General features: G+C 59.6%; 16 protein-coding genes. 7 read left to right on the forward strand and 9 right to left on the reverse strand.

Features of this window, described 5'->3' with window-relative positions; all coding sequences use genetic code 11:
• Positions 1-759, forward strand: a 759-nt coding sequence (gene accD / locus VEH04_09180; protein ID HYG22942.1) for an acetyl-CoA carboxylase, carboxyltransferase subunit beta, incomplete at its 5' end; no start/stop codon positions are given.
• Here the strand turns inward: accD and VEH04_09185 are convergent.
• Positions 756-3,557, reverse strand: coding sequence for a hypothetical protein (locus VEH04_09185; GenBank protein HYG22943.1), 2,802 nt, complete (start codon positions 3,555-3,557; stop codon positions 756-758). The two genes, accD and VEH04_09185, sit on opposite strands and share 4 nt — an antisense overlap.
• Positions 3,558-3,772: 215 nt before the next feature.
• Between VEH04_09185 and VEH04_09190 the strand changes: the two genes are divergently transcribed.
• From VEH04_09190 to VEH04_09205, 4 genes are all read left to right on the forward strand, one after another.
• Positions 3,773-4,249: a BON domain-containing protein gene (locus VEH04_09190; protein ID HYG22944.1), complete on the forward strand. Its 477-nt coding sequence runs from the start codon at positions 3,773-3,775 to the stop codon at positions 4,247-4,249.
• A 9-nt stretch (positions 4,250-4,258) separates the two neighbouring features.
• Positions 4,259-7,045 (forward strand): 2-oxoglutarate dehydrogenase E1 component, encoded by a 2,787-nt coding sequence (locus VEH04_09195; protein ID HYG22945.1) that lies wholly within the window; start codon positions 4,259-4,261, stop codon positions 7,043-7,045.
• Positions 7,046-7,048: 3 nt separating this feature from the next.
• Positions 7,049-8,275, forward strand: coding sequence for a 2-oxoglutarate dehydrogenase complex dihydrolipoyllysine-residue succinyltransferase (gene odhB / locus VEH04_09200; protein HYG22946.1), 1,227 nt, complete (start codon positions 7,049-7,051; stop codon positions 8,273-8,275).
• 61 nt (positions 8,276-8,336) lie between these two features.
• Positions 8,337-9,059 (forward strand): class I SAM-dependent methyltransferase, encoded by a 723-nt coding sequence (locus tag VEH04_09205; GenBank protein ID HYG22947.1) that lies wholly within the window; start codon positions 8,337-8,339, stop codon positions 9,057-9,059.
• 21 nt (positions 9,060-9,080) lie between these two features.
• Here the strand turns inward: VEH04_09205 and VEH04_09210 are convergent, their stop codons facing one another.
• Positions 9,081-10,262, reverse strand: a complete 1,182-nt coding sequence (locus VEH04_09210) for a site-2 protease family protein (protein HYG22948.1) — start codon at positions 10,260-10,262, stop codon at positions 9,081-9,083.
• Positions 10,252-10,521 (reverse strand): heavy-metal-associated domain-containing protein, encoded by a 270-nt coding sequence (locus VEH04_09215; protein ID HYG22949.1) that lies wholly within the window; start codon positions 10,519-10,521, stop codon positions 10,252-10,254. Before VEH04_09215 ends, VEH04_09210 begins: the two co-directional genes overlap by 11 nt.
• Positions 10,522-10,840: 319 nt before the next feature.
• Between VEH04_09215 and VEH04_09220 the strand changes: the two genes are divergently transcribed.
• A complete protein-coding gene (locus VEH04_09220; protein ID HYG22950.1) occupies positions 10,841-11,653 on the forward strand; it encodes an inositol monophosphatase family protein in 813 nt (270 codons plus the stop codon).
• A gap of 75 nt (positions 11,654-11,728) precedes the next feature.
• Here VEH04_09220 and VEH04_09225 read toward each other — a convergent pair whose 3' ends face one another.
• From VEH04_09225 to VEH04_09235, 3 genes are all read right to left on the reverse strand, one after another.
• Positions 11,729-12,916, reverse strand: a complete 1,188-nt coding sequence (locus VEH04_09225; protein ID HYG22951.1) for a peptidylprolyl isomerase — start codon at positions 12,914-12,916, stop codon at positions 11,729-11,731.
• A 100-nt stretch (positions 12,917-13,016) separates the two neighbouring features.
• Complete coding sequence (locus VEH04_09230) at positions 13,017-14,213, reverse strand: hypothetical protein (GenBank protein HYG22952.1); 1,197 nt, start codon at positions 14,211-14,213, stop codon at positions 13,017-13,019.
• A 138-nt stretch (positions 14,214-14,351) separates the two neighbouring features.
• The gene (locus VEH04_09235) at positions 14,352-15,623 is read right to left on the reverse strand and encodes a fatty acid--CoA ligase family protein (protein HYG22953.1); all 1,272 of its coding nucleotides are present in this window, start codon (positions 15,621-15,623) and stop codon (positions 14,352-14,354) included.
• A gap of 43 nt (positions 15,624-15,666) precedes the next feature.
• Here VEH04_09235 and VEH04_09240 point away from each other — a divergent pair, with 43 nt between their 5' ends.
• The gene (locus VEH04_09240; protein HYG22954.1) at positions 15,667-16,539 is read left to right on the forward strand and encodes a hypothetical protein; all 873 of its coding nucleotides are present in this window, start codon (positions 15,667-15,669) and stop codon (positions 16,537-16,539) included.
• A 25-nt stretch (positions 16,540-16,564) separates the two neighbouring features.
• Here VEH04_09240 and VEH04_09245 read toward each other — a convergent pair whose 3' ends face one another.
• The 3 genes from VEH04_09245 to VEH04_09255 form a co-directional block, all read right to left on the reverse strand.
• Complete coding sequence (locus VEH04_09245) at positions 16,565-16,945, reverse strand: DUF2203 domain-containing protein (protein HYG22955.1); 381 nt, start codon at positions 16,943-16,945, stop codon at positions 16,565-16,567.
• A complete protein-coding gene (locus VEH04_09250) occupies positions 16,942-18,663 on the reverse strand; it encodes a tetratricopeptide repeat protein (protein ID HYG22956.1) in 1,722 nt (573 codons plus the stop codon). Before VEH04_09250 ends, VEH04_09245 begins: the two co-directional genes overlap by 4 nt.
• Positions 18,664-18,742: 79 nt before the next feature.
• Complete coding sequence (locus VEH04_09255; GenBank protein ID HYG22957.1) at positions 18,743-18,844, reverse strand: AURKAIP1/COX24 domain-containing protein; 102 nt, start codon at positions 18,842-18,844, stop codon at positions 18,743-18,745.
• Positions 18,845-18,945: the final 101 nt, after the last annotated feature.

The following is an 18,945-nucleotide window of genomic DNA, read 5'->3' on the forward strand; positions in this document are numbered from 1 at the left end:
GAACTCGACGAAAACCTGAAGGTCTGCACGCATTGCAATTATCACTTTCCCATCGGCGCGCGCGAACGCGTTCATTCCCTTGTCGAAACGTGCACGTTTGAGGAACTCGACGCTGACATGACGAGCGTTGACGTCCTGAACTTCACGGGCGCAGCGTCCTACATTTCCAAGCTTGAGAAGTATCAAAAGGCGACAGGCCTGAAGGATGCCGTCATCACGGGCATCTGCACGTTGAAGGACCACCGTGCTGCACTCGGGATCATGGATTTCAGCTTTCTTGGCGGTTCGATGGGATCGGTCGTTGGCGAGAAGCTCACGCGGCTCATCGAGAAAGCCACGGAAAAGGAATTGCCGTTGATCATCATTTCCACGAGCGGCGGCGCGCGCATGTATGAAGGCATGTTCAGTCTCATGCAAATGGCCAAGACCTGTGGCGCGCTGGCGTATCACGCACAAGCCCGCCTGCCCTACATCAGCATCCTGACTGACCCCACGATGGCGGGTGTCATGGCGAGTTATGCGAGTGTGGGCGACCTGATCCTGGCCGAGCCGGGCGCGATGATCGGCTTTGCGGGTCCGCGCGTGATCAAGGACACCACCCAGGCGGAACTGCCGCCGGGTTTCCAGACTGCCGAATTCCTCCTCGATCACGGATTGATTGACGCAATTGTTCCGCGGAAAGAGATGAAGGATCGCCTGAGCGACTATCTCGATTACCTCACGGCAAATCGCAATAAGCTGAAGAGCCGAGCCGCTTAGTGGGCGCCATGGCCTGGCATGGATTGCAACAGGCGTTGTTTCCGTTCGGCTGGCAGGGAGGATTGAAGCAACCACGCTTCGGCGGCTGCGGGGTCTGAGCGAATCCAATTCCGCGCCAGGTTCTCCGTTTGATTGTATCGTTGATTCGGGTCCGTCATGGTTTCGACCCATGGCGCCGCCAGCTCGGGCGAATTGTAGGAGAGGCGTGAAACGAAGCCAGAGATCGCCGATTCCCGCGACGTTCCAATCGGCAGGGTTTTGAGCCAAACGCTGGCTCCATTCGGGTCGGCGTCCGCCCAGTTCCCCGCAACAGACTGAAACGCCTGGTCCCTCGACTTACCATCGGGAAACGTAGCCACCCATTTCGCCGCCGCATTCGGCTCGGACTGGCTCCACTGGCTCAATATTTGTGAGGTGGCGCTTTCCTGGGCGGGGCCAGGAGGGAGTGTGCCGACGTAACGGGCCGCTTCTTCGGGTGCGTTCCGCGCCCAACCGGCAAGCACGCCGCTGAGAGCGTTATTCTGTCCCTGCTGGTCGGGAAAACTCCGCGCCCATTCGAGGGCCTTTTGAGGATCTGTTTCCGCCCACTGATTTGCCACAGCGCCCAACAGGTTGTCCCGGGAACTTCCAGGAGGCATGTTCTGGGCGTATTCCGCTGCTCCCTTCGGATCGGCCTGCGCCCACGTATGACTCATCTGTTGGAACGCCTGATGCCGTGCGCTGCCTTCCGGCAGCTGCGTCACCCATTCAATCGCGCCGTTCAAATTCGCACTCGCCCAACTGCTGGCAAGCTGTCCTATGAATTCGTTTCGGCGCTGCCCGGGCGGCAATGTCACGGCAAACTCTGCAGCCGCCTCTGGATCCCCCTGCGTCAATTGCCATGAAACCTGCCGCAACGCGTCGCTCTTCATTCGGCCTTCAGGAAACGATGCAATCCATTCCATCGCGCCTTTGGGATCATACTGCGCGAGGCCGTTTGCGATCTGCGCCACTGCCTGATTTCGGGACTGGCCGGCAGGCAGCAGGTTGGCGAACTCCAGTGCGGCATGTGGATCCTGATAGGACAGGCTCGACGCGAGCGTCTGCAAAGCGCGATTGCGCTCAGGGCCGGCACGCAGTTCCTCAATCATCTTCAGGGCCGCTGGCCGATCGTTCTGTGCCAGTTGAGTAGCGATCGTTCCGATCAGTTCGCTGCGGTGCCGGCCTTCAGGCATGGCTTGAACCTGTGTCAGCGCCGCCTGGGGATCCGCTGCAGCCCAACGCGAGAGGACGCTGGAAAGGGCATTTTTCTTCGCCTGCCCTTCGGGCAGTTGCTGCGCCCACGCCAGTGCGCTGTCAGGATCGGAACCCGCCCATTGCGAAGCCACGTTCACCATGAACTCGTTTCGCATCTGTCCCGCTGGCAGGGTGGCGGCAAATTCAGCGGCCGCTTTCGCATCATGCTCCGCCACCTGGTACGAGATGTTGCGGAGTGCATCCCGCTTGCCTGGACCTTCCGCCATCTGATTCACCCAATCCAGCGCTTCCCTGGCATTCTGCCGGGCCAGTCCGCCGGCAATCTGTCCAATGATCTGGTTCCGCTGGCGGCCAGGAGGCATGGCCTCGGCAAATTCCTTCGCCACCTGCGGATTTTGATACGCAAGATTCGACGTGATGCGCTGCACCAACTGATTGCGCAGTTCGCCTGCCGGCAGATTCTGCACCCACGCAAGAGCGGCTTTCGCGTCAATCTGCGACCATTGCAATCCAACGCTGCTCAATGCTTCCCTTCGAGTATTCCCGTCAGGCAACTGCTCGGCCCATGCCAGCGCAGCCCGGACATCGATGCTCGCCCATTGTGATGCAACCGCGTTCATGGCGGAGTTGCGCGTCGTTCCCACGGGCAGCGATGCGGCGAGCGCGGCGGCTGCGGCAGGATCGGTTCCGGCAAGGTGTGTCACAACCATGTGGATCGCACTGCTGCGCTCCGGGGTGGCGCTGAGTTGTTGCGCCCAGGCCAACGGCGCCTGGGAATCGATGAGGACCCACGCGCTGACAACGGCGCTGATCGCCTGCATCCGCTGGGAACCGGACGGAAGGCTCAGCACCCGTTGGGCGGCAGCGGCGGGGTCGCGCGCCGCCCAGACATTGAACACTTCATAGACCGAGTTGCCCCATCGAGGTCCGTCGCCCGCTGCGACCGTCATGTTGATGGCCGCTTCCGGGTCTGATTCGGCAAGTACCCCGGCCAGCGCTGATACGCTCTGTTTCTTTAACGGCCCTTCGGGCAGCTTCGCATGCCATGCGATGGCTGCCGTAGAATCCACTTCAGCCCAGCCGCGCAGGACATGAACGATCGCCTGGTTGCGTTCATTGAAGTTCGGCAGGGCGTTGGCGTGATGCATCGCCGCAGTAACATCGAACTTGGCCCAGCGCGGGAGCAGCACTCCCGCCGCCGCGGGCCGGGCCTGGCGAAGATGCGGCTGATCCAGATAAGCGACGAGGCCAGGAAGATCCTCAGGTTGAATGGAATCCGAAACCTGGCGAAGGCGTTCGAACTGGCGGACACGTCCGCTGCGCGTGGCTGCTTCGATTGCGGCCTGGGCTTCTGCGAGCGACATCACGCGGCCAGGGCGGAACTCATCGAGGTTGGTTGCGGCCAAAGCGGCAATGGGCGGAAGGGTCCTGGCGGTCTGCTCCCCAGCCAGGATGGAAGCAGGTTCCGCTGAACGGACTGACGCCCGTTTTGTTCCAAGCGCCCATCCGAGCACGAAGCTCAGAATCACAACCAACGAAGCCGCGACGAAACGTCGATTCATATGCCTTCGATTGCTTTCCGGGAAAAATGTTCGGGTTTTTCTGATCCTCCTGCGAACTCCCTGCGCAAAGACGCCACGTAATCCGTGAAGAAGCAAGCCGCGATTCCAAATCTTTTCTGGCGTGTTCAAACCTGGCGCGGGCCACCCGCACTGGTGGCGTGCTCACCCCATTTTTAGGCCGGGCTCTCCCCGGTAGGTTTCGGGGAGAGGCTATTGTGAAAATTATCATCTTGATCATCGGAATCGCCATCGGCGCCACCGCGGTGTGGTTTTATCGAAGCCAGCCCCAGGGCTCCCCTGCGCGCAACACTGGCGAGGAAATTGAGTCCGCCGTTCGTTCGGCGGGAAGCTCCCTGCAGGAAAGGATCGGGTCGCTCAACCTGAGGGGCGATGACATCCGCGACGAGCTGGAGCGCACTGGAAAAGTGATTCGACGCAACGCCAGCAGCGCAGGCGATGCGATCGCGGACGCAACCGAGGACGCGCGGACGACAGCTGCGATCAAGGCGAAGCTCGTGCGGGATCCCGATCTTTCGGCGTGGGACATTTCGGTTAATACGACGGCGGGTGTTGTAACGCTTGCGGGCAGTGTGGCGAATGCGGATCATATCGGAAAAGCGGTCGCACTTGCGATGGATACCGAACACGTAAAGGAAGTGGTGTCCACGCTGCAAGTAAAGGCCGAGCGGTAAGCCATGAGCATGTCTCCCAACCCCACGAACCTCGCTTTCGTTGAAAGCCTTTATGAGGATTACCTGCGCGATCACCAGTCCGTTTCATCGGAGTGGCGCGAGTACTTTTCAAAGGTCGCGGCGAATGAGCTGAGATTCCCAAAACCGCATTTCGGCCCGACCTTTCAGCCAGCGAGCATCTTCAATCCGCCTTCCAACCCAGCGCGCAACGGCCGGGCGCGAATTTCCGATCCCAACACGGCGGCGTTGCAGGACCGCATTTACCTTTTGATCCGGCTGTACCGCGTTCGAGGGCATCGCATCGCGCGCGTGGATCCGCTCGGCCAGCCCATCGAGACACCGCCGGAACTGGAGCCTGAATTTTTCGGCTTCACGGACGCGGACATGAGCCTGCCGGTTCACAGTGAAACCTTCCAATACGACGGCGCGCTCACACTTGGAACGCTCCTGGAGCGGTTGCGAAACACCTACTGCCGCAGCATCGGAGTGCAGTACATGCACATCGACGACTTGCGTGTGCGGAGATGGCTGCAGCGCCGAATGGAAACAACGGAGAACCGGCTGCAGCTCACGCGCGAGGAGCAGCTGCGCATTCTCACGCGGCTGACGGGCGCGGTGACGTTCGAGGAATTCATCCGCAGGAAATTTGTCGGCGCCAAAAGCTTTTCACTGGAAGGCTCGGAAAGCCTGATCCCCCTCCTGGATCTCGCGCTCGAAAAGGCGGGTGACCAGGGCATTGATGAAGTCGTTGTTGGCATGGCGCATCGCGGGCGGCTGAACGTGCTGGCCAATGTGATGGGCAAGAGCCCGCGCCAGATTTTTCGCGAGTTTTCCGACACCGACTGGAAATCCCGCCCGCAGCGCGGCGACGTCAAATACCACCTCGGTTACGATTCTGAATGGACGACGGCGGCTGGCCACAAACTTCGCCTTGCGATGTGCTTCAACCCGAGCCATCTCGAGTTCGTGAATCCGGTCGCCCTTGGCCGGGCGCGCGCGCGCCAGGACTGTCTCGAGGATCACGATCGCAACCACGCCATGGCGCTGCTGATCCATGGTGACGCTGCCTTCGCAGGCGAAGGCATCGTGCAGGAAAGCCTGAACCTCAGCCAGGTTCCCGGCTTTCGGACAGGCGGAACGTTGCATGTCATCGTCAACAACCAGATTGGATTCACCGCTGGCCCCGAACAGGCGCGTTCCTCACAATACGCGAGCGATGTCGCCAAGATGCTGCAGATTCCGATCTTCCACGTGAATGGCGAGGATCCCGAGGCGGTTGCACAAGTGGTGCGGCTGGGCATGGATTTCCGCCGGGAATTCCAGCGCGACGTCGTCATCAACATGTATGGATACCGCCGCCTGGGACACAATGAGGGCGACGAACCCACGTTCACACAGCCCGTGCTCTATCGCGCGATCGCCAAGCGCAAGCCCGTCCGCGAAGGATATCTCGAGCATCTGCTGCGCCTGGGCGGCGTCACGCGCGAGGAAGCCGACGAGATCGCCGCGCGGCGGAGGGAAGTGCTGGAGAAAGAATTGTCGCAATCGCAAAAGGAGGATGCGGAGGGCGGACGGCCCATTATCACGCGTTGGAAATGCCGGGGAGGGCTTGAACCCTCGGACGACGAAGCGCAGACAGCGGTGCCGCGGGACAGGCTGGTGCAATTGCTTCGGGCGTTGAACGAGCTGCCGCCCGAATTTCACCTACATCCCAAACTGAAGAAGTTGTTTGAGAATCGCGAATTGATGATGACGGGCGAACATCCGCTCGACTGGGCCGCGGCCGAAGCTCTTGCGATCGCAACGCTGGCGGCGGAAAAATGCCGCGTCCGATTGACTGGACAGGACAGCGAGCGCGGAACCTTCAGTCATCGCCATGCGGTCCTGCACGATTACCAGGACGGACACACGTACACACCGCTGCAGCATGTTGCAGCCGGCCAGGCCAGCGTCGAGATTTACAACAGCCCATTGTCCGAGACGGCCGTGCTTGGGTTTGAATACGGGTACAGCCTGGACTGCCCTGAAGGCATCGTGATCTGGGAAGCGCAGTTTGGGGATTTTTGGAATGTGGCACAGCCGATCGTTGATCAGTTCATCACGAGTGGCGAAGACAAGTGGGGCCAGCTCAGCGGCGTCACGTTGCTGTTGCCGCACGGGTTTGAAGGCCAGGGACCTGAGCATTCAAGCGCGCGGCTTGAACGATTTCTTGCGCTCAGCGTTGAGGATAACATCCAGGTCGTTTATCCCACCACGCCCGCCCAATACTTCCATTGCCTGCGGCGACAGGCGCTGCGTTCATGGCGAAAGCCCCTGGTGATCATGACGCCCAAGAGCCTGCTGAGGCATCCGAAGGTGGTGTCCTCGCTGGAAGACCTTGCGGAGCGCGGATTCCAGCGGATTATTCCCGACACGTTGCAAAAGCCTGCCGAGAACATTCGCCGCGTGCTGCTGTGCACGGGAAAAATCTTTTTCGAGCTGGAGGAACACAGGGCGGAGGCGCGGCACGAGGACGTCGCAATCCTGCGCGTCGAGCAACTCTACCCGCTTCGCCGTGAGACGCTCGAGACGGCGCTGGCACCCTACGCCGACAATACCCAGGTGCTCTGGGTTCAGGAAGAGCCGGCAAACATGGGCGCCGCAAATTACCTGAAGATTCATTTCGGGGAGCGCCTCTTCGACCGTCTTCCGCTGAAAACCATCGCGCGCGCCGCTGCCGCCACCCCGGCTTCCGGCTCCGCCAAACGCCACAAACACGAACAGGCCGAGATCATCAAGCGCGCCTTCACCGACTGATTTATGTCCATCGAATTGAAAGTTCCAGAAATCGGCGAGTCGATCACTGAAGTGGAAATCGGCGAGTGGTTTAAAAAGGAAGGCGATGCCGTCCAGAAGGATGATCCCATCGTCACGCTCGAAAGCGAAAAGGCGACGGTGGAATTGTCGTCGCCGGAGGCAGGAACGATCAGCCGGATGTTGAAGAAGAAGGGAGATGTCGCGAAGGTGGGCGAGGTCATCGGCTATCTTGAAAACGGAAAGGCTGAAGCCACGCCGTCGAAAGCAGCCGCAAAGGCTCCCGACCTCACAGGACCGCCGAAGACAACTCCCGAAAAAGTGCAGGCTCGGAGCGAGGAAACGGCGCCTGCGAAAGCAGAGAAGCCCGCACCCGCAGCGCCGCCGGCGCCAGCACCGCGCGCAGCCACCAGCGAGGCACCGCAGGAAAAAAGCCGGAGTCAACGCCAGTTGGACGAGCAGGAAATGCCGCTGTCAAACACAGCCGTGGAGTCAGAGCCTGCCCGCGAGCCGCAGACCAAAACCGTGGCTGAGCGGCCCGAAGAAGTTGTTCCCATGAGCCGTTTGCGCCGCACCGTCGCCGAACGGCTCGTTGAGGCACAGCGCAACGCCGCGCTGCTCACCACGTTCAACGAAGTCGACATGTCCGCCATCCTCCAGCTGCGGCGGGAATATGGGGAAGGATTCCACAAGAAGCACAACGTGAAACTGGGCTTCATGTCGTTTTTCGTGAAAGCGGCCATCGATGCCCTGAAACAGTATCCAGTGGTCAACGCGGAGATCCGGGGCAACGACATCGTTTACCACAATTACTTCGATATCGGCGTCGCCATTGGCAGCGGGAAAGGCCTTGTCGTCCCGGTCCTTCGCAATGCCGAGCGGCTGAGTTTTGCGGAAATTGAATTGACCATTGGCGACTTTGGCCGCCGTGCGCGCGACAACAAGTTGAAGCCCGACGAACTCCAGGGAGGCACCTTCACAATCAGCAACGGAGGGGTCTACGGGTCGCTTCTCTCCACGCCGATTGTCAATCCTCCTCAAAGTGGCGTGCTCGGCATGCACGCGATCCAGGATCGGCCTGTGGCTGTCGAGGGCAACGTTGTGATACGGCCGATGATGTATCTCGCCCTCAGCTACGATCACCGGATTGTCGACGGCCGCGAAGCCGTTTCCTGCCTCAAGCGCATCAAGGAAGCAATCGAAAGCCCGGCCCGGATGCTGATGGAGATCTGATCGCCTTTGGGTAAAAGCCCCATTTCGAAGAAGCTGTCCCGCGGCTATTCACATGCACAGCATGAATTACGAGGCCGTCGCAGAGACGATTCGAAGCGGATATCGCGAAGTCACGCCGCAGTATCGCCGGGACGATGAGATTGAAGTCACGACGCGGAACCACGCGCACATCAGCGGGATTCTTCGCAAGCTTTGCGTTTCGTTTGACCGTCCGATTCGTGCGCTCGATGTCGGCTGCGGAACGGGCCGTTATTTTCATTGTCTTACGAACGTGCAGCAACTGCTCGGCATAGACATCACCGAGGAAATGCTGCGCGCTGCCGAACATCCCGTGCGCGAGGATGAAGTTACGATTCCGGAGATCCGGCTGGTGTGCGCGAATTTTTACCTGACGGAATTTCCGCCGGGTGCCTTCGACCTGATCTATTCGCTGGGCATGTTCGGCAACGGCTGCCCCGTCACCACGGCTGTTTGCAACCGTTTCCACAAGTGGCTGGCCCCCGGGGGAAAGTTGTTCTTCAACACTGTTGATGTGGCGGGGATGCCCGCATCCTACAGGATCAAGCGCCAAATCCGCGGCGTCGCATACCCGTTTCTTCCGCCAAAAACCAAGGCGCGCCTCGATGAACGCGCGGCGAGGCACCCGTTCTACGGAATGAGCCGGCGCGAACTGGCGTCGGTCCTGAAGCAAAGCCAGTTCAAGAACTTCGAAGTCACTTCAAACTTCTGTGAATCGCCGCTTTGGAATGGACGGCACCTGGAGTGCATCGCCTCGAAGGATTAACCCGCCTGCGGCCGGTCGTCTTTATTTATCCGCAAACTGAACGCGGCCGGCAGGCATGAGGTTGCGGCGCTCATTGGGATCATTGTGCAGCGCAGCTTCGATCATCAGGTATTCACCGACGTTCTCTGCCGTGATCATCCCTGCCAGCTGCCCATTCCAGAGCACAGGCATCGACCGCAGCGTTGGCCCCTGCAATCGCGTGAAAACCGCCTCAACAAGATCGTCGGCGTCCGCGGTTTGAAATTGCTGCTCCATCGCATCGGCGACGGGAAGCTGCGAGCCGAGGCGCGCCAGTCCTTGAACCAGGGCTGACCTCGTCAACACACCGACCACACGTCCGCTTACGACCACCGGGAAGTCCTGCTGATGCGTTGTCAGCAGGAGATCAACTGCGCGCGAGAGCGTATCCTCGGGTGCCAGCGTGCGAAAATCCGTGATCATGAGTTGCCCGACACGCGTATGGCCCAGCGCGGATTTCACCTGAACCATGTTGGATTCCTGCGCCGCACCCATCCAGACAAACACGGCTATCAATATCAGCAAAGGGTTCATAGGTCCGCCCATAAACCCGAGCAACCCGAGCATTCCGAAAATGAAAGCCATCCCCTGCCCGATGTTTGCAGCGATCTGCGTTGCCCGCACATAATCCATTCGAATCGCCAGCAACGCGCGCAGAACGCGGCCGCCATCCATCGGGAATGCGGGCAGCAGATTGAAGACGACGAGGACGATGTTCACATACAAGAGCCCCGTGATAAAACCCCGGCCTGCGGACAGGACCTGCTCCCCTGAGCTGAACCGCGCGGCAAGCATCATGCCCGCGCCAATCAGGATGGCGAGCACCACATTCACGGCGGGCCCGGCCAACGCCACCACAAGCTCCTGGCGCGGCTTCTCCGGCATCCGTTCAAGGCGCGCGACGCCGCCAATCGGGAGCAACGTGATGTCCCGCGTCCCTATTCCGTATCGCCGCGCCGCAAGCGCATGGCCGAGTTCATGGAGGACGACAATAAAGAAGAGTGTGAGGGTAAACGCAATGTACCACAGCGCATCGGATGCTTTTTGCTGGACCGAATATCCTTTCCAACCTGCGAAGAAAATGAGCAGGAGGAAGGTGACATGGACGTAGATGCCGATCCCCGCCATGGTCGCTACTCGCCAGGACCATTTCATTCCCTCTTCCCTGGACGCTTTACGATTCACGTGTGGGTTGATATCCGCTCTTCAATATCGTGTCGTGCAATGCGGGCATGTTGGTGCGGGCGCTTTCGAACGTCACTGTCGCGCGCGCAGCAGCACGGTCGACCTTGACATCGCGAACCCCCTCCACGCTGCGCAATGCCTTGTCGACGCGACTCACGCATTTGTCACAAGTCATTCCTGATATTGCGATATCGCGTGTCTCAATCCGTTGTACCGGGGGTGTGGATCCAGGCTCGTTCATAATTTGTCCCGTCCCCATCCTCGCATATGTGTTCCCACACGCAAATGCCGCAGCGCAGGTTTCCGACACCAGAGCGCCGACATGCAACTTAACGCTCAATTCCACCTGGACAGCGAAACGCGTGCGCCGCTGTTCTCGTTTGTGGCATCGGATCTTAGCGAGCGCCCGGTTCTTCGATCGTCGTAAGCCGACTGCAAGTCGGCGCTCCGGCCGCCTGCAGCCTGCTCCCGACGAGTTGGGACGTGTATCGCTGGCTTCCAAGCCGGCTTGGTGCGATGTCCGAGGTTCGCAGCCCTTTTTCCTCGACCCCTCCGCCGTCCGCTGGCATCACTGGCCGGTGAATCTCAAGCAATGGCTCGAAGTGTCAATCATGGCGGCTCGATCGGCAGGCGCGCTCATGCGCAAGAACCTGCGCGCGGTGAAAAAGGTGAACGCCCATACCGCGCATGACGTCAAACTCGAGCTGGATGTCCGCTGCCAAAAGCTGATCGAACGAATACTGGGCGATGCCTTTCCGGATGTCGCATTTCTCGGCGAGGAAGGAAGTGCCGGCGATGCCAACGCCCCGTACCGCTGGGTTGTCGATCCCATCGATGGCACGGTGAACTTTTCCCACGGCATTCCCCACGCCTGCGTGTGCATCGCGCTCCAGGAAATGGGAAAAACCAGCAAAACGCGGCTACCCAAGGGACAACCTTCGGATCCCTATCAGACAGTGCTGGGTTTGATCTACGATCCCTTCCAGGATGAACTCTGGACCGCCACGCGAACGGATTCCGCGCGGTTGAACGGACGTGTGATCGAGGTCAGCAATCGCACGCGCCTTGAGGACGCCATCTGCGTGATGGGCTACGGGAAAAACGACGCAATGATCCGCGAATCATTGCCACTCTTCGGCAAGCTGACTCTTCGATGCCGCAAGTTGCGGAACATGGGATCGGCGGGCCTTGGCCTGGCGTATGTCGCGTGCGGCAGGTTCGATGCCTACATCGAGCGCGGCGTGAGCCTTTGGGACATCGCGGCGGGCGGATTCATCATCGAACGTGCGGGTGGTGAGTTCTGGCACGAGCCCCTTGGAAATCAGGATGGCTTTCGCCTGATCGCGAACAACGGCCATCTGCGGCGCAAGATCGAAAGTCTGGCGAAGTAGTTCGCCATTGGACATTGCTTCCGACCGTGTGTCACACGATTACCTGCGTGCGCCGCTCTGCGATCGACACGCGGCTTAGGGATTGCACGTAAACGTTCCGCTCACGGGTCCGATGGGTGCCACCAGAAAAGCGCTGCCATTGAATGTTCCCGCGTTCGGGGAATCGAAATCCAGATGCAGCGTCATGATGAAGTTGTAGCCCGACAGCAGCAACGGATTGAAACGGCCGCGATACGGATCCTGTTTCCAGGAATAGACGACGCCGCCTGACCCGCCGCCGTTGTCCGTGTAGGTCGCGTTCCCCTGTTGATCGAATGTCATGGTCACTTCAAGTCCGCCATTGAAGTTGAGTTTGATCACCTTGCCATTGGGAACACGTGGGACATAGAGAGGGCCGGGATATTGCACCTGCAGCATTCTGAAAAATTCGCGCGCCAACTGCGGTTTGAACGTCAGTGAACTCACCACTGGCAGGGTGGTCTGAAGTCCCAAGCTGCCACCCGCCCATGCCTGCAGGTTTGTCGAACCGTAAAAATAGTTCTCAACGCCCAATCGGTTGCTGAACGTGACGGCCACATTCGTTCCCGCGCGCGCGATTTGCACCGCGATGTTCGTGACAAGAGGAAGACCCTGCGCGTGGATGTCAAAAGCCTGCGCCTCTGCGCCGATGCGGTGGATCCGAACGGAGTGCAATACAATGTTCGTCAGCGGCTTGTCCTGGCCGTCGGTGGCGACGCGGTTGATCGCATAGACCACGTTCGATCCACCGAACAGGCGCCCAAACACCGAATAGCTGCCGTTCAATGAAGGCTGTGGCCCTGCTGTGATGAAAAACTGCGAGCCGTTTGAATCGGGACCCGCATTCGCCATGGAGAGCGTTCCGAAGGCATCATGCGTTCCGTTGGTCTCATCGGTGAATTGATAGCCCGGACCTCCCGACGGCGAGCCGTCAGGCGAACCGCCCTGGTTCATGAAACCGGCAATGACGCGGTGAAAGGTGGTGCCATCATAGAATGGAACGCGGCGAATGCGGCCGGTTGAATCCAGCCACGCCCGTTCGCCCGTTGCCAGTCCAATGAAATTTGCGACAGCCTTTGGCGCGAGCGCCTGGTTGAGGCGGCAGGTGAAACTGCCCATGCTCGTGTTGAACTCGCTGTAGATGCCGTTTGTGTATTGCGCTGTCGCAGAGAACGTCGAAAGCGCCAATAGAACCGCGAGCATTTTCCACGGGGAGACGGCTTGGCGGATGGTGTGTGATGTCATGTGATTACGGCACGGCGCGAGATCTTGTTTTCACGCCAGTGCTGCCAACAATGACACATCGGACGCCTGAGAAACAATGGCAAACCTGTCCGAACTTGTGCTAACGGCGCAGCCGGAAATAACGGATGCCATTGCTGCCGTCATACGCGAACGGACTGGAGGCGCCGACGACATCTTCGAAGGGTCCACTGCAGTTCTCCGCCCCCTGCAACACATAGCCCGTATCCCATTTTAGCTGCATTGTGCTGCCATTTGCAGTGCTCTCGAGGAATGGTCCGGGAACGAGTTCGCCAGTAGGCAGCAATCGCGCGGGAAAATCTCCCGGGGCGGCCCCGGTGGGATTTCGGAAGATGACCCGGGATAGTTGCGCCGGCGTGAGCGATTGGGCGTCGGACCCAAACACGACCTGCTCCGCGCCACCGCCTCGCATCGAGCCGTTCCAACCCTCAATCACGAGACTGGCATCGGTGCTCCAATCGGTGCTGCTGCTCGGCTCGAATTGCAGCCGCCCGCGTTCGCCCGCGAGTCGAATTGTCGACTCGGCGGCGGCCTCGCCTGCAAGTTGCAAAGCACCCAGTTTCTGATCCTGGCCGGTGACCTCCCAAATGGCGTTATCGAGAATCAGGATTCCCGATTGCACCAACTGCCCCGCCGTTTGTTCAAATGACCCAAAACGCACCTCAATATCCGCGCAGTGCAGTTCACCCGCCGCCAGCGTGTAGACAGCGCGTTGGAAGGAATCGCCGGAAACCGAAAGCTGTTGCGCAATGCGATGCCGTCCGCCGGATTGTTTGAACCCGCCGCGCCAGGAGCCGTACACAAACGTGCGTTGCGTTTCGAGTTCACCCGCGTTGAGCTGGAAGGTGCATTGGGCATTATGGGGTCCGAGAATCAATTCGCCTGCGGAGTTCGTGCCCCCGTTTTGAGCGAACACGCCCACGGTAACCTCGACGGTGTGGGCGAGCACATGTCCGCCGTGCAATGTATAAAAAGCGTAGGCCGTTCCGCCGCCGCTCAGCACATTGCCACCCTGCAATTGCAGCGGCCCCGCAACCACATGCGCGCCGCCCGTGTGCTCGAACGTGCCCTGCGGACCCACACGGGTTCCCGCAGTTTCAAGAATTCCGGATTCCAGCGTATAGGAAGTCCCAACGCTGGGTGGCGGTCCAATGTGCAATGTCTCCGGGTCGTCCTGCGCAGAGCAAATCAACGCCCATCCAAAACTGTAAATGACCGAGATGGTACAAAGCTGGCGGGAGGAGTTTTTCAACACCGAACAGAACGTCTGAGTGGTCATAGTGCAATGGCTGCGGACAATCCAACAGCGTGACTGCATTATGGGTGGAACGTTCGAAATTTGTCTCTGCGTGAGAACCCCACACCCAGCCGGGTTCTTAACCCTACCTTCGGGAACGGCGGATTGTCAGACAAACCCCTACAAAGTGTCGGCGCGCGATAGGTAGGCGCGCCGCCATTCCGCCCGCGACAGCTTGCCGCGTTTGTTCGGCAAGAGTGAATCAACCCGCCACCACTCGCGGGGGACCTGCCATGCGGGGAGCTTCTCCAAAGCGAACTGCCGCAGCGTCTCGTCCGCAACCTCGCCTCGCGCAACAAAACACGCGACAACCATTTCCGTCCGTCCCCCGTGTGGCGCAGGAGCGCCGAAGACCAGGCATTCACGAATGGCAGGATGCGCTGCGATGGCCGTCTCGATAACTTCAGGAGCGATCTTTCGTCCTGCGACATTGATCTGGTCATTCACGCGGCCGCGCAAATAAACCATCCCGAACACAATCTCGGCGAGATCACTCGTTTTAAATACTCCATTCCCCAAGGTGTCGCCCGGTTCAGGCCAATAGGTATTGGCGACCGCATCGCTCCTGACTTCCAGGCAACCTTCGCTGCCGACCTTCAGGCTTACGTTCTGCATCGGACCGCCAACACAACTGCCTTCCGTGCGTGGCAAGGACGAAGCATCATACGCAATGCCGCCGCATTCGCTGCTGCCATAGAAGTTGTGCACCTTGAGTCCGCGCGCTGTGAAGATGCTCTGCTCCAAGGCAACGGGCAACGGCGCTCCAGCTGAGATCGCAAGCCGCACATTGCGAGGGATCGCATTGCTTTCATGCCACACGCGCCAAAGGGCGGGCACCGCGGGCAGAGTGAATTTCTCCGTAATCGCATTGGCTCGTTTTAGAAGTTCTGGCAGGGGCGAGTGGATGAGATGCAGAGGAATGCCGTGCAACACGAGAGGCAGGACGAGGTTCGAAAAGCCATAGGAATGCGCGAGTGAGATCACTCCCAGATTGGGTGAGTCGAGTCCAAGACCCATCGTCGCCACAATGTTTTGGGCATCCGCGACCAATTGCGCTGCAGTGAACGCAATAACCCGCGCGGTCCCGGTCGTGGCCGACGTCATTTTCAGGTGAACTATGTCCGCGGGTAGAGCTCGCGGAATGACAGGCGCAGCCTGGTCGGTTTCGAGGGGACAAACAACCTGCTTGAAACGCCATGCTCGCAGAAGTTCAAAGATGAAATCCGCGGAGATGCCGCGCGGATGCGCCAACGCTGCCCTCGAGGGCGCGGGCTCACGTTCCACCCTGGCCGCGATTTCACCGAAGGTCCAGTCTTCGCCAGAGCTGAGATCACGCAGCGCCATCCGTTTGGAATGACTGAAGGCGATCTGGCGCCACCGTTCGTACAGCATTGCCAGTTTGTTACTGCACCCCTAGGTTCTGCCGCAAGCAGATATGCATTGCCGGTTCAGTGCCCAACATTCAAGCATCCGCTCCTGTTGCCCAGCACAGCAATCCTTCTGGCGAAAAGCGGCCCAGGCTGTTTCGCTTCGGTTTGTCTTTGTTCTCACGGCGATTGTCCTTCTCTCCGGCTGCGCGACGAGCAAGCCAGTTCCCGGAGATCGGCCCTTCGACTTCTCGCGCGATACGTTCGCGTTCACCAACCAGCTCGTGTGGGATTACTACTACGATGCCGGCGGGAACTGGGTGCACGAGCGTCACAAACCGGATCCCGATTACACGCATCACTGCTTTGTGGTGGTTCGCGCCGCGCGCCAGTTTTTCCAGCACGCGCGATTTGAACCCGCGGAGCCACCCGTGGATGTGGAGGAATATCGGGAACTGATACGGCGGGTGGTGGGACGGGACCCCGCGCGTCCGCTGCATCCGAGCCGGCGCATTGTCATTCCTGGCTACCCGGATCTGCGAAGCTTCAGCGCCGCGCATCCAGAACTTTTGAAGGCCGAATGTGGTGGTGCGTGGCGGAGTTACTTTCAGCGCGGGCACTGGCGCATCCTCTTTCCCTTTCGTCGCGCACAGCAGAAAGGCGTCGCCGAAGAATTCTTGAAAGACCTGCAATCGAATCAGCCACCCGTCGCGCACCTTGTGAAGTTTCCAGAGTTAACGATCAATCACGCGCTGCTGGTTTTCGACGCGAGGGCGAATGGCGAGCGCATTGAATTCCTTGCCTACGATCCGAACCGGAACGATCAGCCCGCGTCGCTCTTCTTCGACCGGGCCACGCGCACGTTCCACTTCGAGCAAACCGATTACTGGCCAGGGGGAACGCTGGACGTTTACGAAATTTATCGAAGCCTGTTTTATTAAAGCAGGTCAACACCGCGCAAACGGGTCACAACCGTTCGCGGCCCGCGTAGCCCGTGTCGATGTCGTGCCAGAACTCAATGTCGTCCTCGTCCTTTTCCCAGCAGAGAAAAACTTCGCGGCCGCCGATGATTGCAGGGAAATCCACCAGGCCGCGTTCGAGATCCTTGAGCTGGATCTGTCGGACTTCAAACTCCTGAAGCAACTCCTGCAGGGAGGCGAGCGATCGCACCCAGCCGTTGGCCGTGTCGCCGCCAACATCGCCGCGTTCCAGCAACGCCGTCATCCGGCGGTCGCCCTTTTCCATCGCGGCACGCAGGCGATCCAGCTCCGCAAGCCAGCGTCGCACCCGCGGCAGCAGCGCCCGTGCTTCATCACGCGTGTAGTGCTTGCTGAACTGGTATTTCATGGAACCGAACTTGCCGAGGTCCCGCGGCTCAGCTTCTCCCGCACCTTGTCATTCGCTTCAATCGACAACGATTTTGTCCAGGCCTCGCGCGCCTTGTCATGTTGCTGCAGGGAGTCGTAGACATCCCCAAGATGATCATAGAGCGTGGCATCCTCCTCCTCGGACGCCTTGATGGCATCGAGCAGGTACTTCAGTGCCTCCTGCCTTTGATTCAGCTTGAACAACACCCAGCCCATGCTGTCGAGGTAGGCGGCGTTGCCCGGGTTTGCAACGAGCGCGCGCTCGATCAGCGCCTTTGCCCGATCCAGCTTCTCGCCGCGTTCCGCGAGCATGTAGCCGAGGTAGTTTTGCGCCTCATCATTGTTCGGGGACAGCTCCAGGCATTTTTCGAAATATTGTTCGGCGCGCTGGTAATCGCCCAGCCGCTCGCAGGTCGCGCCCAGCTGGAAGTAAAACGAATCGCGCAGGATGCTGGCCGCGGAACCGCTGGCCTCTGCGATGACCTCGGCCGTGGTGAAATGTTTCAACGCGTTCGTGAAATCGTCGTTCGACGTATAGGCCACGCCCGTCAGGTATTCCGCATAGAACTTCTGCGGGAACTTGGCGCGAGCGCGCTCGAGCGTTTTCAACGCCTCCCCCGCCTGGCCGGCATTCAACTGCGCCGCCGCCAGTTCGTAATACGCCTGCTCAAATTCCGGGTTCAATACAACGACGCGGCTGAACGATTCACTGGCGGCAACGTAATTGGTCTCGTTGTAGTGGATGCTGCCGAGGATGTAATGCGCCTGGATGTCAGCCGGGTTGTCGCGGATCAAGTCCTGCAATTGTTCCGCCGCCTCCTTGACGTTGCGCCCGCGCAAATAGACATCCATCAGCTTGGCCCGCACGGAGTCGCGCATGAACGGCATGTCATCCAATTCCCCCAGCAACTCGCGATAAATCCCCGCTGACTGCGTGGTCTCGCCGAGAGTATTGAAGGCATCGGCCAGTCGCAGACGCAGATGGGGCTCGGTCGGAGGTTCCTTGAGCGCGCGCTTCAGCACCGCAATGCCCTTCGCGAACGCACCCTCCCGTTCAGCTGGCTTTTGCAGACCCAATGTCCCGTACAACTCCCCCAGGGCAATCAGGAATTCTGTCGGCACCCCCGGAACCTTCCCTGCGTCGTCGAGTACCTTGACGGCCTCAGCCGTGAGATTCGTCTGCAGGTATATCAGAAAAAGATTCTGGTAGCTGACCAATGCTCGCGGATCCCGTCGAATCGCGGTTCGGTTCGCGGCAATTGCCTGGTCCACGTTCCCGTTCTGGAAGTGCAGAAAGCCAAGCCGCGCAAACAGGTTTGCAGAAGGTCGCGGCTGGGCGATCGCCAGCCTGAGGAGCTCTAGCGCCTTTTCGGTTTGCTTCGCCTGGAACAACCGCCGCGAGACCTCCAGAACGAGGGCTTCGTTTGAAGGATCGCGCGTGGCTGCCCGATGAAACGCTTCGGTCGCGGCATCCGCCTCGCCGTTCATCTCATGCACGAGGGCGGTCGCATACTGCGCCTGCGCTTCGATCGCATCCTGCTCCGATGCCGTGGTCGTGCCGCGATGCGTAACGACATCGCGGTCGTGTCCGAAACCGGGCGCAGGGACGGATGAAGCGGGGCCGCTGCTGCAGCCAGTGGCCATCCAGCCACTGACCGCCAGGAGGAGGATCAGGGTGAAACGGGAGCTAAACAACATGCGGTATCATAAACCAACAGGGCGCAACCCGCATCTTGCGAATCGCGCCAAGGGTTTTCCCGAAGCTGTCGTCGGCAGATTACTTCTGCCAGGTGCGCTTCTTATGGCGATGCTGACGCAGCTTCTTGCGCCGTTTATGTTTGTTGATCTTCGCTTTACGACGTTTTTTAAGTGAACCCATATAATCTTTAAATCAGTAACGGGCTAATGGATTAAAGGAGAACCGGCGAAATGCCAATCTGAATCTTATCTTCGCGGGGCCGGATTTCGGCCGGATTTCGT

The organism is Verrucomicrobiia bacterium, assembly GCA_035629175.1.
Classification (GTDB): Bacteria; Verrucomicrobiota; Verrucomicrobiia; order Limisphaerales; family DASXHY01; genus DASXHY01.

Bases quoted from the DNA above. Each gene is read 5' to 3' on its own strand.
- VEH04_09185 (HYG22943.1), bottom strand. From the start codon at position 3,557: ATGAATCGACGTTTCGTCGCGGCTTCGTTGGTTGTGATTCTGAGCTTC.
- VEH04_09195 (HYG22945.1), top strand. From the start codon at position 4,259: ATGTCTCCCAACCCCACGAACCTCGCTTTCGTTGAAAGCCTTTATGAG.
- odhB (HYG22946.1), top strand. From the start codon at position 7,049: ATGTCCATCGAATTGAAAGTTCCAGAAATCGGCGAGTCGATCACTGAA.
- VEH04_09205 (HYG22947.1), top strand. From the start codon at position 8,337: ATGAATTACGAGGCCGTCGCAGAGACGATTCGAAGCGGATATCGCGAA.
- VEH04_09215 (HYG22949.1), bottom strand. From the start codon at position 10,521: ATGGGGACGGGACAAATTATGAACGAGCCTGGATCCACACCCCCGGTA.
- VEH04_09225 (HYG22951.1), bottom strand. From the start codon at position 12,916: ATGACATCACACACCATCCGCCAAGCCGTCTCCCCGTGGAAAATGCTC.
- VEH04_09230 (HYG22952.1), bottom strand. From the start codon at position 14,213: ATGACCACTCAGACGTTCTGTTCGGTGTTGAAAAACTCCTCCCGCCAG.
- VEH04_09235 (HYG22953.1), bottom strand. From the start codon at position 15,623: ATGCTGTACGAACGGTGGCGCCAGATCGCCTTCAGTCATTCCAAACGG.
- VEH04_09240 (HYG22954.1), top strand. From the start codon at position 15,667: ATGCATTGCCGGTTCAGTGCCCAACATTCAAGCATCCGCTCCTGTTGC.
- VEH04_09245 (HYG22955.1), bottom strand. From the start codon at position 16,945: ATGAAATACCAGTTCAGCAAGCACTACACGCGTGATGAAGCACGGGCG.
- VEH04_09250 (HYG22956.1), bottom strand. From the start codon at position 18,663: ATGTTGTTTAGCTCCCGTTTCACCCTGATCCTCCTCCTGGCGGTCAGT.
- VEH04_09255 (HYG22957.1), bottom strand. From the start codon at position 18,844: ATGGGTTCACTTAAAAAACGTCGTAAAGCGAAGATCAACAAACATAAA.